14 protein-coding genes are annotated in these 14,984 nt (G+C 40.1%); 7 read left to right on the forward strand and 7 right to left on the reverse strand.

Translation table 11 applies throughout. The features are described from left to right. Window positions 1-82 precede the first annotated feature (82 nt). Both AC3E9U_RS09005 and AC3E9U_RS09010 read right to left on the reverse strand, forming a co-directional pair. Window positions 83-778 carry an ABC transporter ATP-binding protein gene (locus AC3E9U_RS09005; protein ID WP_488746569.1) on the reverse strand — a complete coding sequence of 232 codons (696 nt, stop codon included), beginning with the start codon at window positions 776-778 and terminating at the stop codon, window positions 83-85. An 18-nt stretch (window positions 779-796) separates the two neighbouring features. Continuing rightward, on the reverse strand, window positions 797-2,266 hold the full coding sequence (locus AC3E9U_RS09010; RefSeq protein ID WP_488746570.1) for a DUF5687 family protein: 1,470 nt from the start codon (window positions 2,264-2,266) through the stop codon (window positions 797-799). 177 nt (window positions 2,267-2,443) lie between these two features. On the opposite strand from AC3E9U_RS09010, the gene AC3E9U_RS09015 reads away from it, so the two are divergent. Beyond that, on the forward strand, window positions 2,444-3,496 hold the full coding sequence (locus tag AC3E9U_RS09015) for a 2Fe-2S iron-sulfur cluster-binding protein (RefSeq protein ID WP_488746571.1): 1,053 nt from the start codon (window positions 2,444-2,446) through the stop codon (window positions 3,494-3,496). Between the two features lie 15 nt (window positions 3,497-3,511). Here AC3E9U_RS09015 and AC3E9U_RS09020 read toward each other — a convergent pair whose 3' ends face one another. Beyond that, window positions 3,512-4,546 carry a glycosyltransferase family 9 protein gene (locus AC3E9U_RS09020; RefSeq protein WP_488746572.1) on the reverse strand — a complete coding sequence of 345 codons (1,035 nt, stop codon included), beginning with the start codon at window positions 4,544-4,546 and terminating at the stop codon, window positions 3,512-3,514. A gap of 12 nt (window positions 4,547-4,558) precedes the next feature. After that, window positions 4,559-5,164 (reverse strand): DUF4254 domain-containing protein, encoded by a 606-nt coding sequence (locus AC3E9U_RS09025; RefSeq protein ID WP_488746573.1) that lies wholly within the window; start codon window positions 5,162-5,164, stop codon window positions 4,559-4,561. A gap of 77 nt (window positions 5,165-5,241) precedes the next feature. On the opposite strand from AC3E9U_RS09025, the gene upp reads away from it, so the two are divergent. Further along, window positions 5,242-5,895, forward strand: coding sequence for a uracil phosphoribosyltransferase (upp, locus tag AC3E9U_RS09030; protein WP_488746574.1), 654 nt, complete (start codon window positions 5,242-5,244; stop codon window positions 5,893-5,895). Here upp and AC3E9U_RS09035 read toward each other — a convergent pair. Then, window positions 5,890-6,819, reverse strand: a complete 930-nt coding sequence (locus AC3E9U_RS09035; RefSeq protein ID WP_488746575.1) for a DUF6427 family protein — start codon at window positions 6,817-6,819, stop codon at window positions 5,890-5,892. The two genes, upp and AC3E9U_RS09035, sit on opposite strands and share 6 nt — an antisense overlap. A 120-nt stretch (window positions 6,820-6,939) precedes the next feature. Between AC3E9U_RS09035 and AC3E9U_RS09040 the strand changes: the two genes are divergently transcribed. Both AC3E9U_RS09040 and AC3E9U_RS09045 read left to right on the forward strand, forming a co-directional pair. Next, window positions 6,940-7,170 carry a DUF6341 family protein gene (locus AC3E9U_RS09040; RefSeq protein WP_488746576.1) on the forward strand — a complete coding sequence of 77 codons (231 nt, stop codon included), beginning with the start codon at window positions 6,940-6,942 and terminating at the stop codon, window positions 7,168-7,170. A 180-nt stretch (window positions 7,171-7,350) separates the two neighbouring features. Next, window positions 7,351-8,634 (forward strand): BamA/TamA family outer membrane protein, encoded by a 1,284-nt coding sequence (locus AC3E9U_RS09045; protein ID WP_488746577.1) that lies wholly within the window; start codon window positions 7,351-7,353, stop codon window positions 8,632-8,634. Window positions 8,635-8,711: 77 nt separating this feature from the next. Here AC3E9U_RS09045 and purD read toward each other — a convergent pair whose 3' ends face one another. After that, a complete protein-coding gene (purD, locus tag AC3E9U_RS09050; protein ID WP_488746578.1) occupies window positions 8,712-9,983 on the reverse strand; it encodes a phosphoribosylamine--glycine ligase in 1,272 nt (423 codons plus the stop codon). Window positions 9,984-10,096: 113 nt separating this feature from the next. Between purD and AC3E9U_RS09055 the strand changes: the two genes are divergently transcribed. Genes AC3E9U_RS09055 through AC3E9U_RS09065 form a run of 3 tightly spaced genes read left to right on the forward strand, consistent with a single transcriptional unit; the run spans window position 10,097 to window position 13,667 of the window. Beyond that, the gene (locus AC3E9U_RS09055; RefSeq protein WP_488746579.1) at window positions 10,097-11,407 is read left to right on the forward strand and encodes a phenylacetate--CoA ligase family protein; all 1,311 of its coding nucleotides are present in this window, start codon (window positions 10,097-10,099) and stop codon (window positions 11,405-11,407) included. Between the two features lie 2 nt (window positions 11,408-11,409). Then, a complete protein-coding gene (gene wecB, locus AC3E9U_RS09060; protein ID WP_488746684.1) occupies window positions 11,410-12,501 on the forward strand; it encodes a non-hydrolyzing UDP-N-acetylglucosamine 2-epimerase in 1,092 nt (363 codons plus the stop codon). Continuing rightward, a complete protein-coding gene (locus AC3E9U_RS09065; protein ID WP_488746580.1) occupies window positions 12,501-13,667 on the forward strand; it encodes a glycosyltransferase family 4 protein in 1,167 nt (388 codons plus the stop codon). The genes wecB and AC3E9U_RS09065 overlap by 1 nt, the downstream gene beginning before the upstream one ends. On the opposite strand, the gene AC3E9U_RS09070 is transcribed toward AC3E9U_RS09065, so the two are convergent. Continuing rightward, complete coding sequence (locus AC3E9U_RS09070) at window positions 13,664-14,920, reverse strand: exopolysaccharide biosynthesis polyprenyl glycosylphosphotransferase (RefSeq protein WP_488746581.1); 1,257 nt, start codon at window positions 14,918-14,920, stop codon at window positions 13,664-13,666. The two genes, AC3E9U_RS09065 and AC3E9U_RS09070, sit on opposite strands and share 4 nt — an antisense overlap. Window positions 14,921-14,984 lie beyond the last annotated feature (64 nt).

Consider the following 14,984-nt stretch of genomic DNA (forward strand, 5'->3'; position numbering starts at 1 on the left):
TTCTTTTTAATATGTGGGAAATTTGCGGATAAAAATCGGCTCAACGGAAAAAAAATCCCCTGAATTTTCAGAGGATTTAAAATTATATGGCGAAGAATGCTTCCAGTTCTTTCAGTGTTTCCGGAGAGGTCTTGATGTCTCCCACAATTTTTCCCTTGTCCAGCGTTACAATCCGGTCTGAAACTTCCACCGTATGTTGCAGATCATGGCTGGAAACCAAAATGGTAACCTCTGGCGTGGCGGCCAGTTCCTTAATGATTTTCTTTAAACGGATTTGTGTGGTAGGATCAAGATTGGCAAAAGGTTCGTCCAAAATGATCACTTCCGGATTCCCGATCAGGGTCGCAATAATACCCACTTTTTTCATGTTCCCTTTGGACAGATCGCGCAGGTATTTTTTCTTTTTAAGAATTTCCCCGTTGAAAAAATCCTCATGTTTTTCAAGCAAGGCATCCACATCCGCTTTATTTTGTCCGCGCAGCTCGCCGATGAAATAAAAATACTCTTCCGGAGTCAGGTAACCGATTAGGAAACTTTCATCCAAAAAGGCAGCCGTGAATGGTTTCCAGGCTTCACTGGTATTGATCTGAATGCCATTGCTGGTGATTTTTCCGGTCGACGGCTGAATCAGATCCAACAACAAACTGAAGAAAGTGGTTTTCCCGGCACCGTTGTTTCCGACCAGACCAAAACTTTCTCCTTTTTTGATTTCCAGGTTTTCGATATTCAGTACGGTAATTCCGTTATATGTTTTTGATAAATTGGTTGCTTGTATCATGGTTTGTTTTTTTAGAAATTAGTCTCTTTGAGAATAAGCCGCAATCGTTTTATATTTTTCTTTTTTGTACACATTTTCGATGACGCGGAACATTTTGTTACGGAAAGCAAAACCAATGATACCCGCCGATGCCACAAAAAGCAATCCGATCTCAAAACCGAAGAAAAATGTCCCAATGGTGTACAGCGCCATCGGCAGCAATAATTTCGGAATGGAAATCAGCATCGTCTGTACATTGAATCCTTGCTTGTTACCAAAAGCGCCTTTGGCTGCAGTCAGATCGATTGGTGTTTTAACATAAGCCCCGCCTAAAAGAACCAAGTGTGCGTTTACACCGATATTATAGATGGCTCCCACCACAATCAGCAAATAAGTCTGCCAGCCGAAATAAAGGTAAAAAGAAGCCACAAGCGTTGAAAAGATCGTAGCCATCACCATTAGAAACCACTTTGAATTCAGGTAATCCCGATACTGAATATTTTGACTCATCATTAAAGGGTAATAGGAACTGTCCCAGCTCGGCACAAACTGTCCGAAGGTAAAAAGGAAACCGCCCGAAACAAAAATGCCTCCAAAAACCTGCATCATCGGGCCCTGATAAGTTTCAATACCGCCGCTGAAAAACAATAATCCATAGAAAATGAAAACAACACTCATAATTACCGTGGTACGGGAACGTTTGTTTCTTTTCAGAAGTTTGATGTCGTTTTTAAGGAAGGTTCCCAAGGTTCCAAACTGATTAAGCCAGGTGAACTCTTCGGTTTTGGCAATGGCTTCTTTTACGGAAAGTCCCTGATCGAGATAAAGGTTTTTTCGGAAGAAATTAAAAGTCACGATATATATTCCGGCAAAAAGAAGCAATGGGAACAACACCATCCATTTCGTTTCATAAATCAGACTGAAAAAGGATGCTGTGTACTGTGTTATATCAAAAACCTCATAATATTGTAAGATTCCCAAACCTGCAACAATGATAAGTGCTGTGTAAAAAACACTGTCTTTTTTATCAATCAGGATATTTAAGAAATTGTTCAGCATCACTATCGCAAACATGGCCATCACCCAGAACAATACCCCTAAAGGATCAAATCCTTCGATTAAAAGCACGATGGAAAACGGAATGAAAAAGAAACCGTGAATGACATTAAAAAACGACAACATTGTTTTTCCCAGTGCAAAATTCACAATGCTTTTTCTTTTGATGTTGATGTACAAAAGCGGTTTAATATTCATAACCGGTGTTTTCTGCAGAAAGAACCGGATGACCAGGTCAGCAAAGAAATAATAAATCAGGAATTTATTGATGGTTTCCAATGGCGGCAAACCGGATTCCTGAAGCATATAATAGGAAGCCGCGCCCAGAATAAGGAAGCAACCTCCGAAATATATCGCCGCTAAAATCATTACGATTTTAAGAACAATATTGGTGGAAAGGGATGCCGATCGCAAGAACGATTTCCATTCCAGGGTTATAAAATGTTTCAACATATGCTGTTTCTTATTTATTGTTAGAAGTTAGATGCAAAAAAATAAAAATGTTACACTCGGTTCATTAATTTATAATCTGGAAAAATTAAACCTAAATTCCTTTGGTATTAATTTCTGCATTTTATCATATTTAAAAAAATTAGAATGGTTATTTTTGCTCTTTAAACAAACTACATCATGTCGACATTTTATAAACTAGTCATAAAAGAAGTCTACAGAGAGACACCGGAAGCCGTTTCAGTTTCCTTTAATGTACCTGAAGAATTAAAACCAACGTATACCTTTATCGCCGGTCAGTACGTAACCTTAAAACTAACCTTGGACGGAAATGAGATCAGAAGAGCTTATTCAATATGTACTTCGCCGAACAGTGGCGATTTGCGCGTTACGATCAAAGCTGTTTCCGATGGTGTTTTTTCTCAATTTGCCAATAAGAATCTAAAACCGGGTGATATCATCGAAGTTGGTTTCCCGGAAGGAAAATTCACTTTTGAACCGAAAGCCGACTCACAAAAGAACTATGCAGCATTTGCGGCAGGTAGCGGTATCACACCGATTATGTCTATTATAAAATCGGCACTGGAAAACGAGCCAAAAAGTACGTTTGTGCTGACTTACGGAAACAAAACGCCGGAAAACACGATTTTCCACAACGAGCTTCACGATTTGCAGTTAAAATATGTGGGCCGTTTCTTTGTGCAGTTTGTCTACACTAAAGCAACTGTGGAAGAGGCTTTGTTTGGAAGAGTTGACAAATCGGTGGTGAATTTTGTGATCAATAACAAACACGCTGAAAAAGACTTTTCGAAATTTTACCTTTGTGGTCCGGAAGACATGATTGCCACGGTAAGCAATACCCTAAAGGAGCACAATATCCCGGAGAAAAACATCAAATTTGAATTGTTCGCGCCTTCCACGACTGAAACCAAAGTCGAAAACACGTTGGGTGGTCATACCAAAATTACCGTAATGGTGGATGATGAGGAAACGACCTTCGAAATGGCTCAGAAGCAGACCCTTTTAGAAGCAGCTTTGAAACAGGGAATTGATGCACCATACTCGTGTCAGGGCGGTATCTGCAGCAGTTGCTTGGCAAGAATAACAAAAGGTGCGGCAGAAATGAAAAAGAATTCCATCTTAACCGATGCTGAAATTGAGGAAGGTTTGATCCTAACCTGTCAGGCGCATCCTACGACCGATGAAATTTATGTCGATTTTGATGATGTATAAAAACAAAAGGAGCCGTTAAAGCTCCTTTTTTATTTTATTGATAACCGTTTCCGGTAGAATGGTCCGCATTGCGTTTTCGTAGCCTTCCACTTTTTTATTCCCGTAAACCGATGTTGGCAGCAACGGATATTCTTCCCTATTGGCAGTAATACAAAAATCATCTGGTTGATTGAATGGTTTGAAACCCGCATACGGATGCGTGGCGCCCCATAGCGTAACGACTTTCACACCTAACATCGCAGCAATATGCGCATTTCCGGAATCCATTGAAAGCATCAGGTCCAGATTGGAAATGACTTCAAGTTCCTGTTTAAATTTCAGTTTACCGGCTAGAACCTGTACGTTAAAATGATTGCCTTTCAGCTGGTTCAATAACTGGATTTCTTTTTCCCCTCCACCAAACAACAGAATTTTCATATTCGAATCGGCAGCTAAACCGTCGATTACTTCTTGCATTAAATCGATTGGATAGACTTTGCTTTCGTATTGTGCAAAAGGAGCTATTCCAATCCATTTTTGTTCTTTATTCCCAATTACCTTAAGTGTTTCTTCCGATAAAACAGCTTTTTTCGGGAATTGCGGATTAGACAGATCCATTGAGAATCCCAATTTTGAAAAGGTCTCAACGTGCCGTTCCGTCATTGGCTTGACCTGTGCAAAAATCTTGTTTTCGAAACGGGTAAGTGCCTTTTTATCGGCTCGTCCTTTATCTGTAGCGGCTACTTTTTTCCCACTCATCACAAAGAGATTTCGAACCACCTTTGATCGTAAAACATTGTGCAGATCGGCTACTTTGTCGATGTTCCGTTTTCGCAGATCCGAATACAAGCGCATCAGACCCGGAAATCCTTTATGACGTTTGCTCAGGTCGATTGGAAAGAAATTCACGTTCGGAATTCCGTCAAAAAAAGGTTTGAAAAAAGGTCGGGAAACCACGGTGATTTCCACATCTGGATACTGCAAAACTAAGGCTCTCAGCACAGGAACCGTCATTGCGACATCCCCCATGGCTGAGAGCCTTATTACAGCAATATGTTGTTTAACAGACATCGGTGAGGATGACTATTTTTTATTCTGATACAATACCGGATTCAACTCTTCGTCGTTGTACATTTTCATTTGTTTGTACACTTTCATGTACTTGTCACCGCTTTCGATATCCTGAATCAACTGACTGATGGATGTGAACATATCGCTCTTCTGATCCAAAAGCACGTTTAATTTTTCCTGACATTTTGCACGGTGTTCCGGAGTCGCCTCTGCACGGTTAGCCTCCTCGCTCATGTGGTAGATCTTTAATGCAAGAATCGATAAACGGTCGATTGCCCAAGCCGGACTTTCGGTGTTGATCTTTGCATTTGGTTTTACCTGAATGTCTTTGTATTTCTGAAGAAAATAACTGTCGATGTACTCAACCATATCCGTACGAACCTGATTGGAAGCATCGATTTTACGTTTAAGATCCAAGGCTGCAACCGGATCGATATTCGGATCACGAACGATGTCTTCGTAATGCCACTGTACAGTATCTACCCAGTTTTTGGCATACAATAAATGTTCGATAGACCCTTTTTCATGCGGGTTCAATGCAGGCTGGTAAACGTCGTCAATGATGTGATAATCCTTGATACTCTGTTCAAAAATAGGAAATGCGAATTCAGCAAACATAGCTTTTAATTTTATTTACAAATATAGTTTTTATACTTTTACCCTTTACCTTTGAACGGCAACTTTAAACAAATTTTATGCACATCCATTATATTTCCGAGAAAAACAGCATTCTGAACCACTTTTTAACGCAACTTCGCGATGTTACAATCCAGAAAGACAGCATGCGTTTTCGAAAAAATATTGAGCGTATCGGAGAGATAATGGCGTATGAGTTAAGCAAAACATTGGAATACAAAGAAGTTGCAGTTCAGACTCCGTTAGGCATAAAACACACCACAACCATTGCCGAACCTGTAGTTCTGTGTTCGATACTTAGAGCTGGTCTGGCTTTACATCAGGGGTTTATGAACTTTTTTGACGCTGCTGAAAACGGTTTTGTTTCTGCTTACCGCCATCACTATGACAACGACGATAAGTTTGAAATTCTGGTGGAATATCAGGCGGCGCCATCGTTTGAAGGGAAGAACCTGATTTTAGTGGATCCGATGTTGGCTACAGGACAATCGCTGGTTGCTGTTTTAAACAAACTGCATTTGGAACAAAACCCTAAGGAAATCCATATTGCGGTAGTTATTGCGGCTCCGGAAGGAATTGAATACCTGAAAAGCAACCTGCCGTCAAACTGTCATTTATGGGTTGCTGCCCTGGACGAAAAACTGGACGAAAAAAATTACATCGTTCCCGGTTTGGGCGACGCAGGAGATTTGGCTTACGGAAATAAATTATAACTGCCCGAGAAAAATAATCAGGGAAAACAAAACCAACCCTCCCAAAATGGTTTCCTTTAGCCACCTTTTGTCTAATGCTTCCAGGAAATTAGCTCCTAAAACCGATAACGGAAAAAAGGTAAACATCAGAAAACTATTGTTTTTGCTGGCCGACAAAACATAAATCCCAACTCCGAAAAGGAAGGTGAAAATGATCTTTTTGTAAGAAGACTGCATGTTTAACGGTCGGCTTTGCAGTACCAAAAGTTGCGTGGAAAAGAACAATACGGCAACAGATGAGAAAAACGCCAGCGCTATGTTTTGGAATACGTTTTCGAAATAAGTAAAATCAAAGCTGATCTTCATTTTTTCTTTCACAAATGCCAGCAGATCATGGTCAAGCAATAGCACGGCCATGAGAAACAAAATCCCTACGGCAAAAAAAGCGATAAACGGAATGATCCAATTGCGATAATCTCTTGATACGTGGAAGATAATGGAAATAAAAACCAATATCAGAAACAATATGCACCAAAAATGAAACAGCGAGGCTACAAAAATCCAGAAGGAGGCATCAAATATCTTTTCTTTTGGAGTTATCAGCGACTGCATAGATATCAATCGGCGTAAAGCCAGTAACAAGAAAAAATTAGCCAGAATGATGTTGGTATTGACTAAGGTCGTTGGAAAAAGAATCAGAAAAATTACAAAAATAAAGGGCGCATAACTGTTGTCTTTGCTCAATCCGTTTCTTTTGGTGATGAATCTCACCAGGAATAATGAACCGGTAAGAACCAGCAATAGTCCCGTTTTTTGCGAAACCGTAAAATAGTGTTCCGTCCAAGAAAGATCCTTGGCCAGATATAAAAAATAGAACCCGATCAGCAATAAACTGATTAAAACATAATTAATTGGTCGAGATTTATTAAAAAGACTTGCTATCATGCAGATATTTTATATTTTTGTGACTGTAAAGATAACACTTGTATAAAAAAGAGACTAACAAGAGGTGAGAAGTTTTATTTTCTTTGCTTGTGAGTTCGAAATAAACTAAAACAAAACACTATGAAAGCTTTTTTTGAAGGAATAGCCTATGTATTCGAAGAGATTCTTTTTGCTCCTATGAACTTCATGAGAGAATTGGAATTATCTAACTGGTGGACAGCAAACATTTTAAACTGGATTTTTATTGTTATCTGCTGTTATGCTACATGGTACTGGACAAAAGAATTAAAAATGTTTAAAGACAAAGGAGATGATGAGCAGGATACTACTGCACATTCATTCTTAAAATAAGAACTTGAAAAAATCCCGATTTAGATCGGGATTTTTTTTTTGCCCTTTCCGAACTAAAAAAAGGCGATATTTTAAAAAGACCGTCAAAAAAAGCGGTTTATCGATAAAAAGGACAATGTTGAAAGACTTAAGGCATTTCTGTATAAATTTATTAATCAGAAAAACAAAAAAAAGCCCGCGATGTCTGTTTTAAACCACAAATTCCTGAAAATTGCTTGTGCCATTATAGTTTTGGAGTTCGTATTCCTTGACCATACTGCGGCTCAAACCGATATAGATTCCCTTAGCAAGTGTCCCATAAAATCGGTCCCTGACCTTTTTCGAAAAAAAGATTCCACGACACTCCTCAAACCGATCAAGAACAGTTTTTTAATTGTGATGCCAATCATCGGCTCCCAGCCTGCAACAGGTTTTATGTATGGTGCCGTTGGCCAGTACACCTTTAAAGGGGACCAACCTAAAGACAAATATTCCACCGTAAGTTTAAATGTGACCTATACCACAAAAAAACAATTGATGATCAACTTGAAGAATAATGTATTGCTTAAGAATAATTCCATCTTCCTGAGTGGCGATTGGCGTTACTACCTCTTTACGCAATCAAACTACGGATTGGGTACTAACATTATTCCGCCCAACAGTTCCGATGACGGATTCAGTTTGGACGCTATTACCCAACCTATGGATTACGACTATTTTAAGTTTCACCAAACGATCTCCTGGGAATTTAAAAAAGATTATTACATAGGAGGCGGTGTTGCCTTTGACATCTATACCAATATAGAGGATAAAAACCTGAACATCGAGGGAGGACAATATACCGAGCACTATAATTACAGTCAGAAGCATGGTTTTGACAATTTGGAATATGTAGTGAATGGCGTAAGCTTTAACATGGTCCACGACTCGCGCGACAATCAGATCAATCCAAACAACGGATGGTTTGCCAACTTTAATTACCGGTTCAACCCAAGTCTGAACGACAGACAGCAAAAAAGCCAGGTGCTATTCGCGGAATACCGCCATTTCATTCCCTTAAGCGCTACCAATAAACAACATGTATTGGGCTTTTGGACTTACGGACAATTCCTTGTGCAGGGCGATCTTCCGTATCTTAATTTACCGGCTATCGGATGGGATCAGCGCAGCAGGGCTGGTAAAGGATACACGCAGGGACTATTCCGGGGTTTCGATTTGGTTTATTTCGAAACCGAATACCGTTTCCCGATTAGCTGTAATCAACTCATCAGCGGAACCGTATTTGCCAATTTCACCACAGCCAGCGATCACGATCCCGATCCTGTTACCCATGCCGAAACCAAACTTTTCCAGTACATCCAGCCTGCCGCCGGTGTCGGACTGCGCATTTTACTTGACAAACCGACAAGAACTAATCTAGTACTGAATTATGCCTGGGGTAGGAATTCCAAAGCATTCTATCTGAACGCCGGAGAGACTTTCTAAAAATCAGAAACCGCAATAAATAAAAAAGAGCAGAATTACTTCTGCTCTTTTCCCATATATAGTATTGACACATTGGATTATAAATCAAAACCAATGTCTTTTCTGTAATACATCCCATCAAAATGGATCTTCTCGATATTCGAATACGATTTCGCAATAGCTTCCTTAAAGTTTTCGCCATAGGAAGTTACCGCGATTACACGTCCTCCGTTGCTCACAACCGTTCCGTCATTTAATGCCGTTCCAGCGTGAAAAGCAATCGAACCATCCACTTTATCCAAACCTGTAATCACTTTACCTTTTGCATAATCTTCAGGATAACCTCCGGAAACCACCATAATCGTTGTTGCACTTCTTGGGTCGATTTCAAAAGCAACTTGATCTAAAGTCTGCGTAGCGATCGCCTGGAAAATTTCAACCAAGTCCGATTTCAGACGCGGCATCACCACTTCCGTCTCAGGATCTCCCATACGAACATTGTATTCGATTACAAACGGATCATTTCCTACTTTGATCAAACCGATAAACACAAAACCTTTGTACTCGATATTATCTTTCTGAAGACCGGCAACTGTAGGTTTTACAACACGTTCTTCGATTTTCTGCATGAATTCGGCATCGGCAAACGGAACCGGAGAAACAGCTCCCATTCCACCTGTGTTCAAACCGGTATCACCTTCACCAATTCGCTTGTAATCTTTTGCGGTTGGCAATATTTTATAATTTTTTCCGTCCGTAAGTACGAAACAGCTCAATTCGATTCCATCCAAAAATTCCTCGATAACCACTTTTGAAGAAGCGTCTCCGAATTTCGCATCCACCAACATGTTTCTCAATTCCTGTTGTGCTTCAGCTAAATCGTTCAGAATTAAAACTCCTTTTCCTGCTGCTAAACCATCTGCTTTCAAAACATACGGCGCATTCAACGTAGTTAGGAATTCACAACCCGCTTCAACGGTGTCTTTTGTAAAACTCTGATAACGTGCGGTCGGAATGTTGTGTTTTACCAAAAATTCTTTGGCGAACTCTTTACTTCCCTCTAATTGTGCTCCGTGTTTTGACGGACCGATCACTGGGATGTCTTTTAAATCAGCATCCTTTTTAAAGAAATCATACACTCCATTTACCAAAGGATCTTCCGGACCGACCACTACCATTCCGATGTTTTCAGAAAGGACAAGGTTTTTTACGGCCGCAAAATCATTGGGATTGATGGCAACATTGGTCGCGATTGATGCAGTTCCGGCATTTCCCGGTGCTACGAAAAGTTTTGAGCAATGAGAACTCTGAAGCATTTTCCAAGCCAAAGCATGTTCTCTTCCGCCTGAGCCTAACAATAAAATAGTCATGTTGTTGAGTTGTTGATTTGGGTGCAAAAATAGTCCGTTTTGAACGGAAAAAAAAGTTTATATCGATAGTTTATGGATACTGTTTTATTATTTTTGGAAAAATTTCGCTGAACGTGTTCCGATTATTCGACTTTTCGCTAAAACTGAGTGGTTTTCCGATGAAGGAAGCCCATGCTGCTTTTGAGTCAATTTTAGCTATTCCGGAAGCGGAGTATTCGGCGTACATTGAAACGCAACGAAAAAAAATCCTGGCCTTTCATCTGGAGAACAATTTGTTTTACAAAGAACTGGTTGAAGATAAGAACAGTACGGACTGGAACAATTTACCGGTACTAACCAAAAGAGACTTACAGCGCCCTTTAACCGAAAGGCTTTCAGAAGGCTATACCGAAAAATCAGTCTTTGTCAATAAAACATCGGGATCCAGTGGCGACCCTTTTGTTTTTGCTAAAGATAAAGAGGCACATGCGCTGACCTGGGCTTCGATAATTCACCGTTTCGGATGGTACGGAATCGATTTCAATTCGTCTTTCCAGGCACGATTTTACGGAATTCCATTGGATTTTATCGGTTACAGAAAAGAACGACTGAAGGATTTCCTGGGACAACGGTACCGTTTCCCTATCTTTGATTTGTCGGATGGCTTTCTTGAAAAAGTGCTGAAACATTTCAGATCCAAAAAATTTGATTACATCAACGGATATACCAGCTCCATCGTTCTGTTTGCTAAATTCCTGCAGAAAAAAAACCTGTTACTGAAAGACATCTGTCCGACCTTAAAAGTGTGCATGGTGACTTCGGAAATGCTTTTTGACTCGGATAAAGAGCTGTTGGAAACACAATTCGGCATTCCGGTCGTAAACGAATACGGCGCCTCTGAGCTGGACCTGATCGCGTTTCAAAATCCGAAAGGCGAATGGCAGGTGAATTCAGAAACCCTTTTTGTTGAAATTTTGGACGACGACAACCAGCCGGTTCCTAACGGACAGGAAGGACGCATCGTTATCACTTCATTATACAACAAAGCGCATCCGTTTCTTCGTTATGATATCGGTGATGTTGGAATTTTAGACGAAAAAAGCACCCCTAAAAAGCCAATTCTGAAGCAACTGATTGGCAGAACAAATGACATTGCACTTTTGCCAAGCGGAAAAAAATCGCCGGGACTTACTTTTTACTACGTAACCAAAAGCATCATCGAAGACGATGGCAATGTGAAAGAATTTATCATTCGTCAGACGAAAACGGATGCCTTTGAAATCGATTATGTCAGCGAAAAAGAACTCACCTTGGAACAGATAAAAGGAATTCAGGAAGCCATTGATAAATATCTGGAACCGGGACTACAATTTTCGTATAACAGAAAAAATAGTTTACTTCGCAATGCGCGAGGCAAACTCAAACAATTCATATCAGAACTATAATGATAAAACTCACCATAGTGGCCGGAGCAAGGCCCAATTTCATGAAAATTGCGCCGCTTATCCATCAGATCCAGCTGCAGCAAAAGGAAGGGAAAGCTATTTCGTTCCGTTTGGTGCATACCGGACAACATTATGATAAAAACCTGAGCGAAACTTTTTTTGAAGAACTCAACATCCCGAAACCGGATGCCAATCTTCAGGTAGGTGGCGGAACTCAGGCGGAGCAAACGGCCGGAATCATGATTGGTTTTGAAAAGGAACTGGCAGATAATCCGTGTGATTTAGTGATTGTTGTAGGCGATGTTACTTCTACCATGGCCTGTAGCATCGTGGCAAAAAAAGCCAATATAAAAGTAGCGCACATTGAAGCGGGAATCCGTTCCTTTGACCTGACCATGCCCGAAGAAATCAACCGTATGGTGACCGACAGCATTACCGATTATTTCTTCACCACTTCCGAATATGCCAATGAAAACCTGAGAAAAGCCGGAATTGAAGACGACCGCATTTTCTTTGTGGGGAACATCATGATCGATTCCCTGGTAAAAAATATGGAACGCATTGAAAAACCAACTTTCTTTGATGCACTGACTTTATCGGAAAAGAAATATCTGGTACTAACCATGCACCGTCCGTCGAATGTGGACAATAAAGAAAACCTGAAATCGTATTTGGACAACATAACCGATTTCGCCAAAGATTTCACTATCGTATTTCCGATTCATCCCAGAACAAGACCAATTGTTGAGTCTCTTGGTAAAACCTATCCGAATCTGGAAATTGTGGAACCGCAACCTTATCTTAAATTTATCTACCTGCTTAAAAATGCAGCCGGAGTAATTACCGACTCTGGTGGAATCACTGAGGAAACTACCTATTTGCACATTCCATGCATCACCTTAAGGGAAAATACCGAACGGCCTGAAACCTGTGTTTTAGGAAGCAATGTCTTAGTGGGCAGCGATTTTAATGCCCTTAAAGAAAACCTGGATAAGATAACCGACAACAACTGGAAAAAAGTTGGGATCCCGGATCTTTGGGATGGTCACACAGCCAGTCGAATTGTACAAGTACTACTTGACTTATCCTTGTAATGCACGACATACTGATCATATCCAATTATTATCCTCCTGAAACGGGAGCCGCGGCCAATCGCATTGAAACATTGGCCCACGGACTGCGTGATAAAGGTTGGAATGTCTCGGTTTTATGTCCGCTACCCAATTATCCGAACGGGAAAATTTTTGATGGTTATCAGGGAAAGCTGAAACACAAATCGGTTGAAAAAGGCATTGCCGTTTATCGGACATGGGTTTATCCGAGCAATTCCAAAAATAAGATCGTCCGCTTGATCTCCATGCTTTCTTTTTCATTTTCGCTAAGTATCTTTCTTTTATTTTCGAAAACCCCGAAGAAGGTCATTATTCAGTCGCCACCGCTTTTTGTTGCGTTTTTTAGTGTTGCAATGAGTCGCCTGAAAAGCAAGAAAATCATCCTGAATGTTTCGGATCTGTGGCCCTTGGCAGGAAAAGAACTGAATGTTATGAATGAAAGTTTCAGTTATCGCATGCTGGAAAAAATCGAAAATTACAATTACAGAAAAGCGGATTTGATTTTAGGACAATCCCAGGAAATTTGCACGCACGTGAACGAAAGAGTCGGAACGAAAACCGTCTTGTACCGTAACTATCCTAAATTTCAGTTGGAGGAAAAGAATACCATTGAATCATCCGATAAAATCCATGTGGTTTATGCCGGATTATTAGGCGTTGCGCAAGGGATTGTGATGCTTTGCAGAAATATCCGTTTGCCTGAAAATGTGGTTCTGGATATCTACGGGAATGGGGCCGAAAAAGCCGAACTGATCGAATTTATTAAAGAGCATCCCGATAAAAATATTGTCTTTCATGGCGAATTGACCCGAACAGCGCTTCACGAAGTACTAACCCAAAAAGCAGATTACGCGTTAATTCCGCTGGTGAACCGCATTTATGGTTCTGTTCCTTCCAAAATTTTTGAGATGGCGCATATCGGAATACCTATTATCTATATAGCCGGAGGTGAAGGTGGTGATGTGATAACCGAACATCAATTAGGAGAAGTCATCGCTCCGAAAGACTACGAAACACTTAACGACGTGTTTTCAAACCTAAAAAAAACAGATGAAAATCACAGAAAGCAGATTCAGGAAATCGCCAGGGAAAGTTTTTCTTTTGACACACAGATGGAAATCATAAACGAAGAAATCAGCCAACTTTAATAGGCTTTCTCTTCACCGCGGACCGCATTGTATATCGTCATAAAAATGATTTTCAGATCCAGCAGCAAAGACCAGTTTTCAAGATAAAAAATATCGTATTTCACTCGGTTGATGATATCCGTATCGGTTTCAACTTCGCCTCGGTATCCGTTGGTCTGTGCTAATCCCGTGATTCCCGGTTTCACAAAATGGCGTACCATGAATTTATCGACACTTTTGGCGTACATCTCCGTATGACTTACCATATGAGGTCGCGGTCCGACAACAGACATATCGCCCAACAGTACGTTTAAGAATTGTGGCAATTCATCAATACTGGTTTTGCGGATGAATCGTCCGATATTTGTTATTCGTGGGTCATTTTTTGATACCTGTTCCAAATCCGCAATTTCGTTAGGCCGCATCGAACGGAATTTGTAGCAGTCAAATTCGTGGTAGTTCAGTCCATTTCTTTTTTGTTTGAAAAAAACCGGACCGGACGATTCCCTTTTGATCAGAATAGCGAGAATTGGAGCCAGCCATGACAATATACCCAGAATCACGATTAAGGAAAATACAATATCAAATCCCCTTTTTACAATCATGTTCACCAACTTATCTAAAGGAATATCCCTGATAGAGGCTACGGGAATATAGCCGTAATAATCAAATTTCATATTCCGCGACAGGACTTCTTCATCATCGGGCAAGAACTTTAAGACTTTCAGATTATTATCGGTAAAATCGATAAAAAGATTAATATCAGCATGATCCATTCCGGTAAGAGAACAATAAATCTCATCAATACTGTTTTCCAGAACAAATGAAAAACAAGACTGTATTGCCTCATTCCTGTTTTCCTTTAAATCGAAAACCGAGATAAGATGATAGCCGTAATCCAGATTCTCGTTAAAAAAATCCCTCATTTCAGAAACATTTTCCCCGTCGCCAACAATGATTACTCTTCGGAAATTACCACCAAATACGACACGGAAACGTCGCAAAAGATAAAATATCGATAATTTGGCAATTGCGATGATTATTACCGAAAGGGTAACAAACTTTATGATTTGGGAAGGTTCTGAATACTTAAGGAAATACCCCAGATAAGCGAAATTAAGGATGATGAATAACGCATACTGATTGAAAATTTTTATAAAAATATCAACCACTTTCGTAAAGCGGTACACCTCATAAAAACCAACGTTCCAGGCTATAATAATCCAGGAAACGGATACGAAAAAATGAAAATAAAAAACATTAAGTGAATCCAATAGCAGAACATTTGCCAGAACATTAATAATAATTAAGTCCAACAAATAGGAAAAGGGCCTTAAG

Source organism: Flavobacterium sp. 21.1, assembly GCF_057801535.1.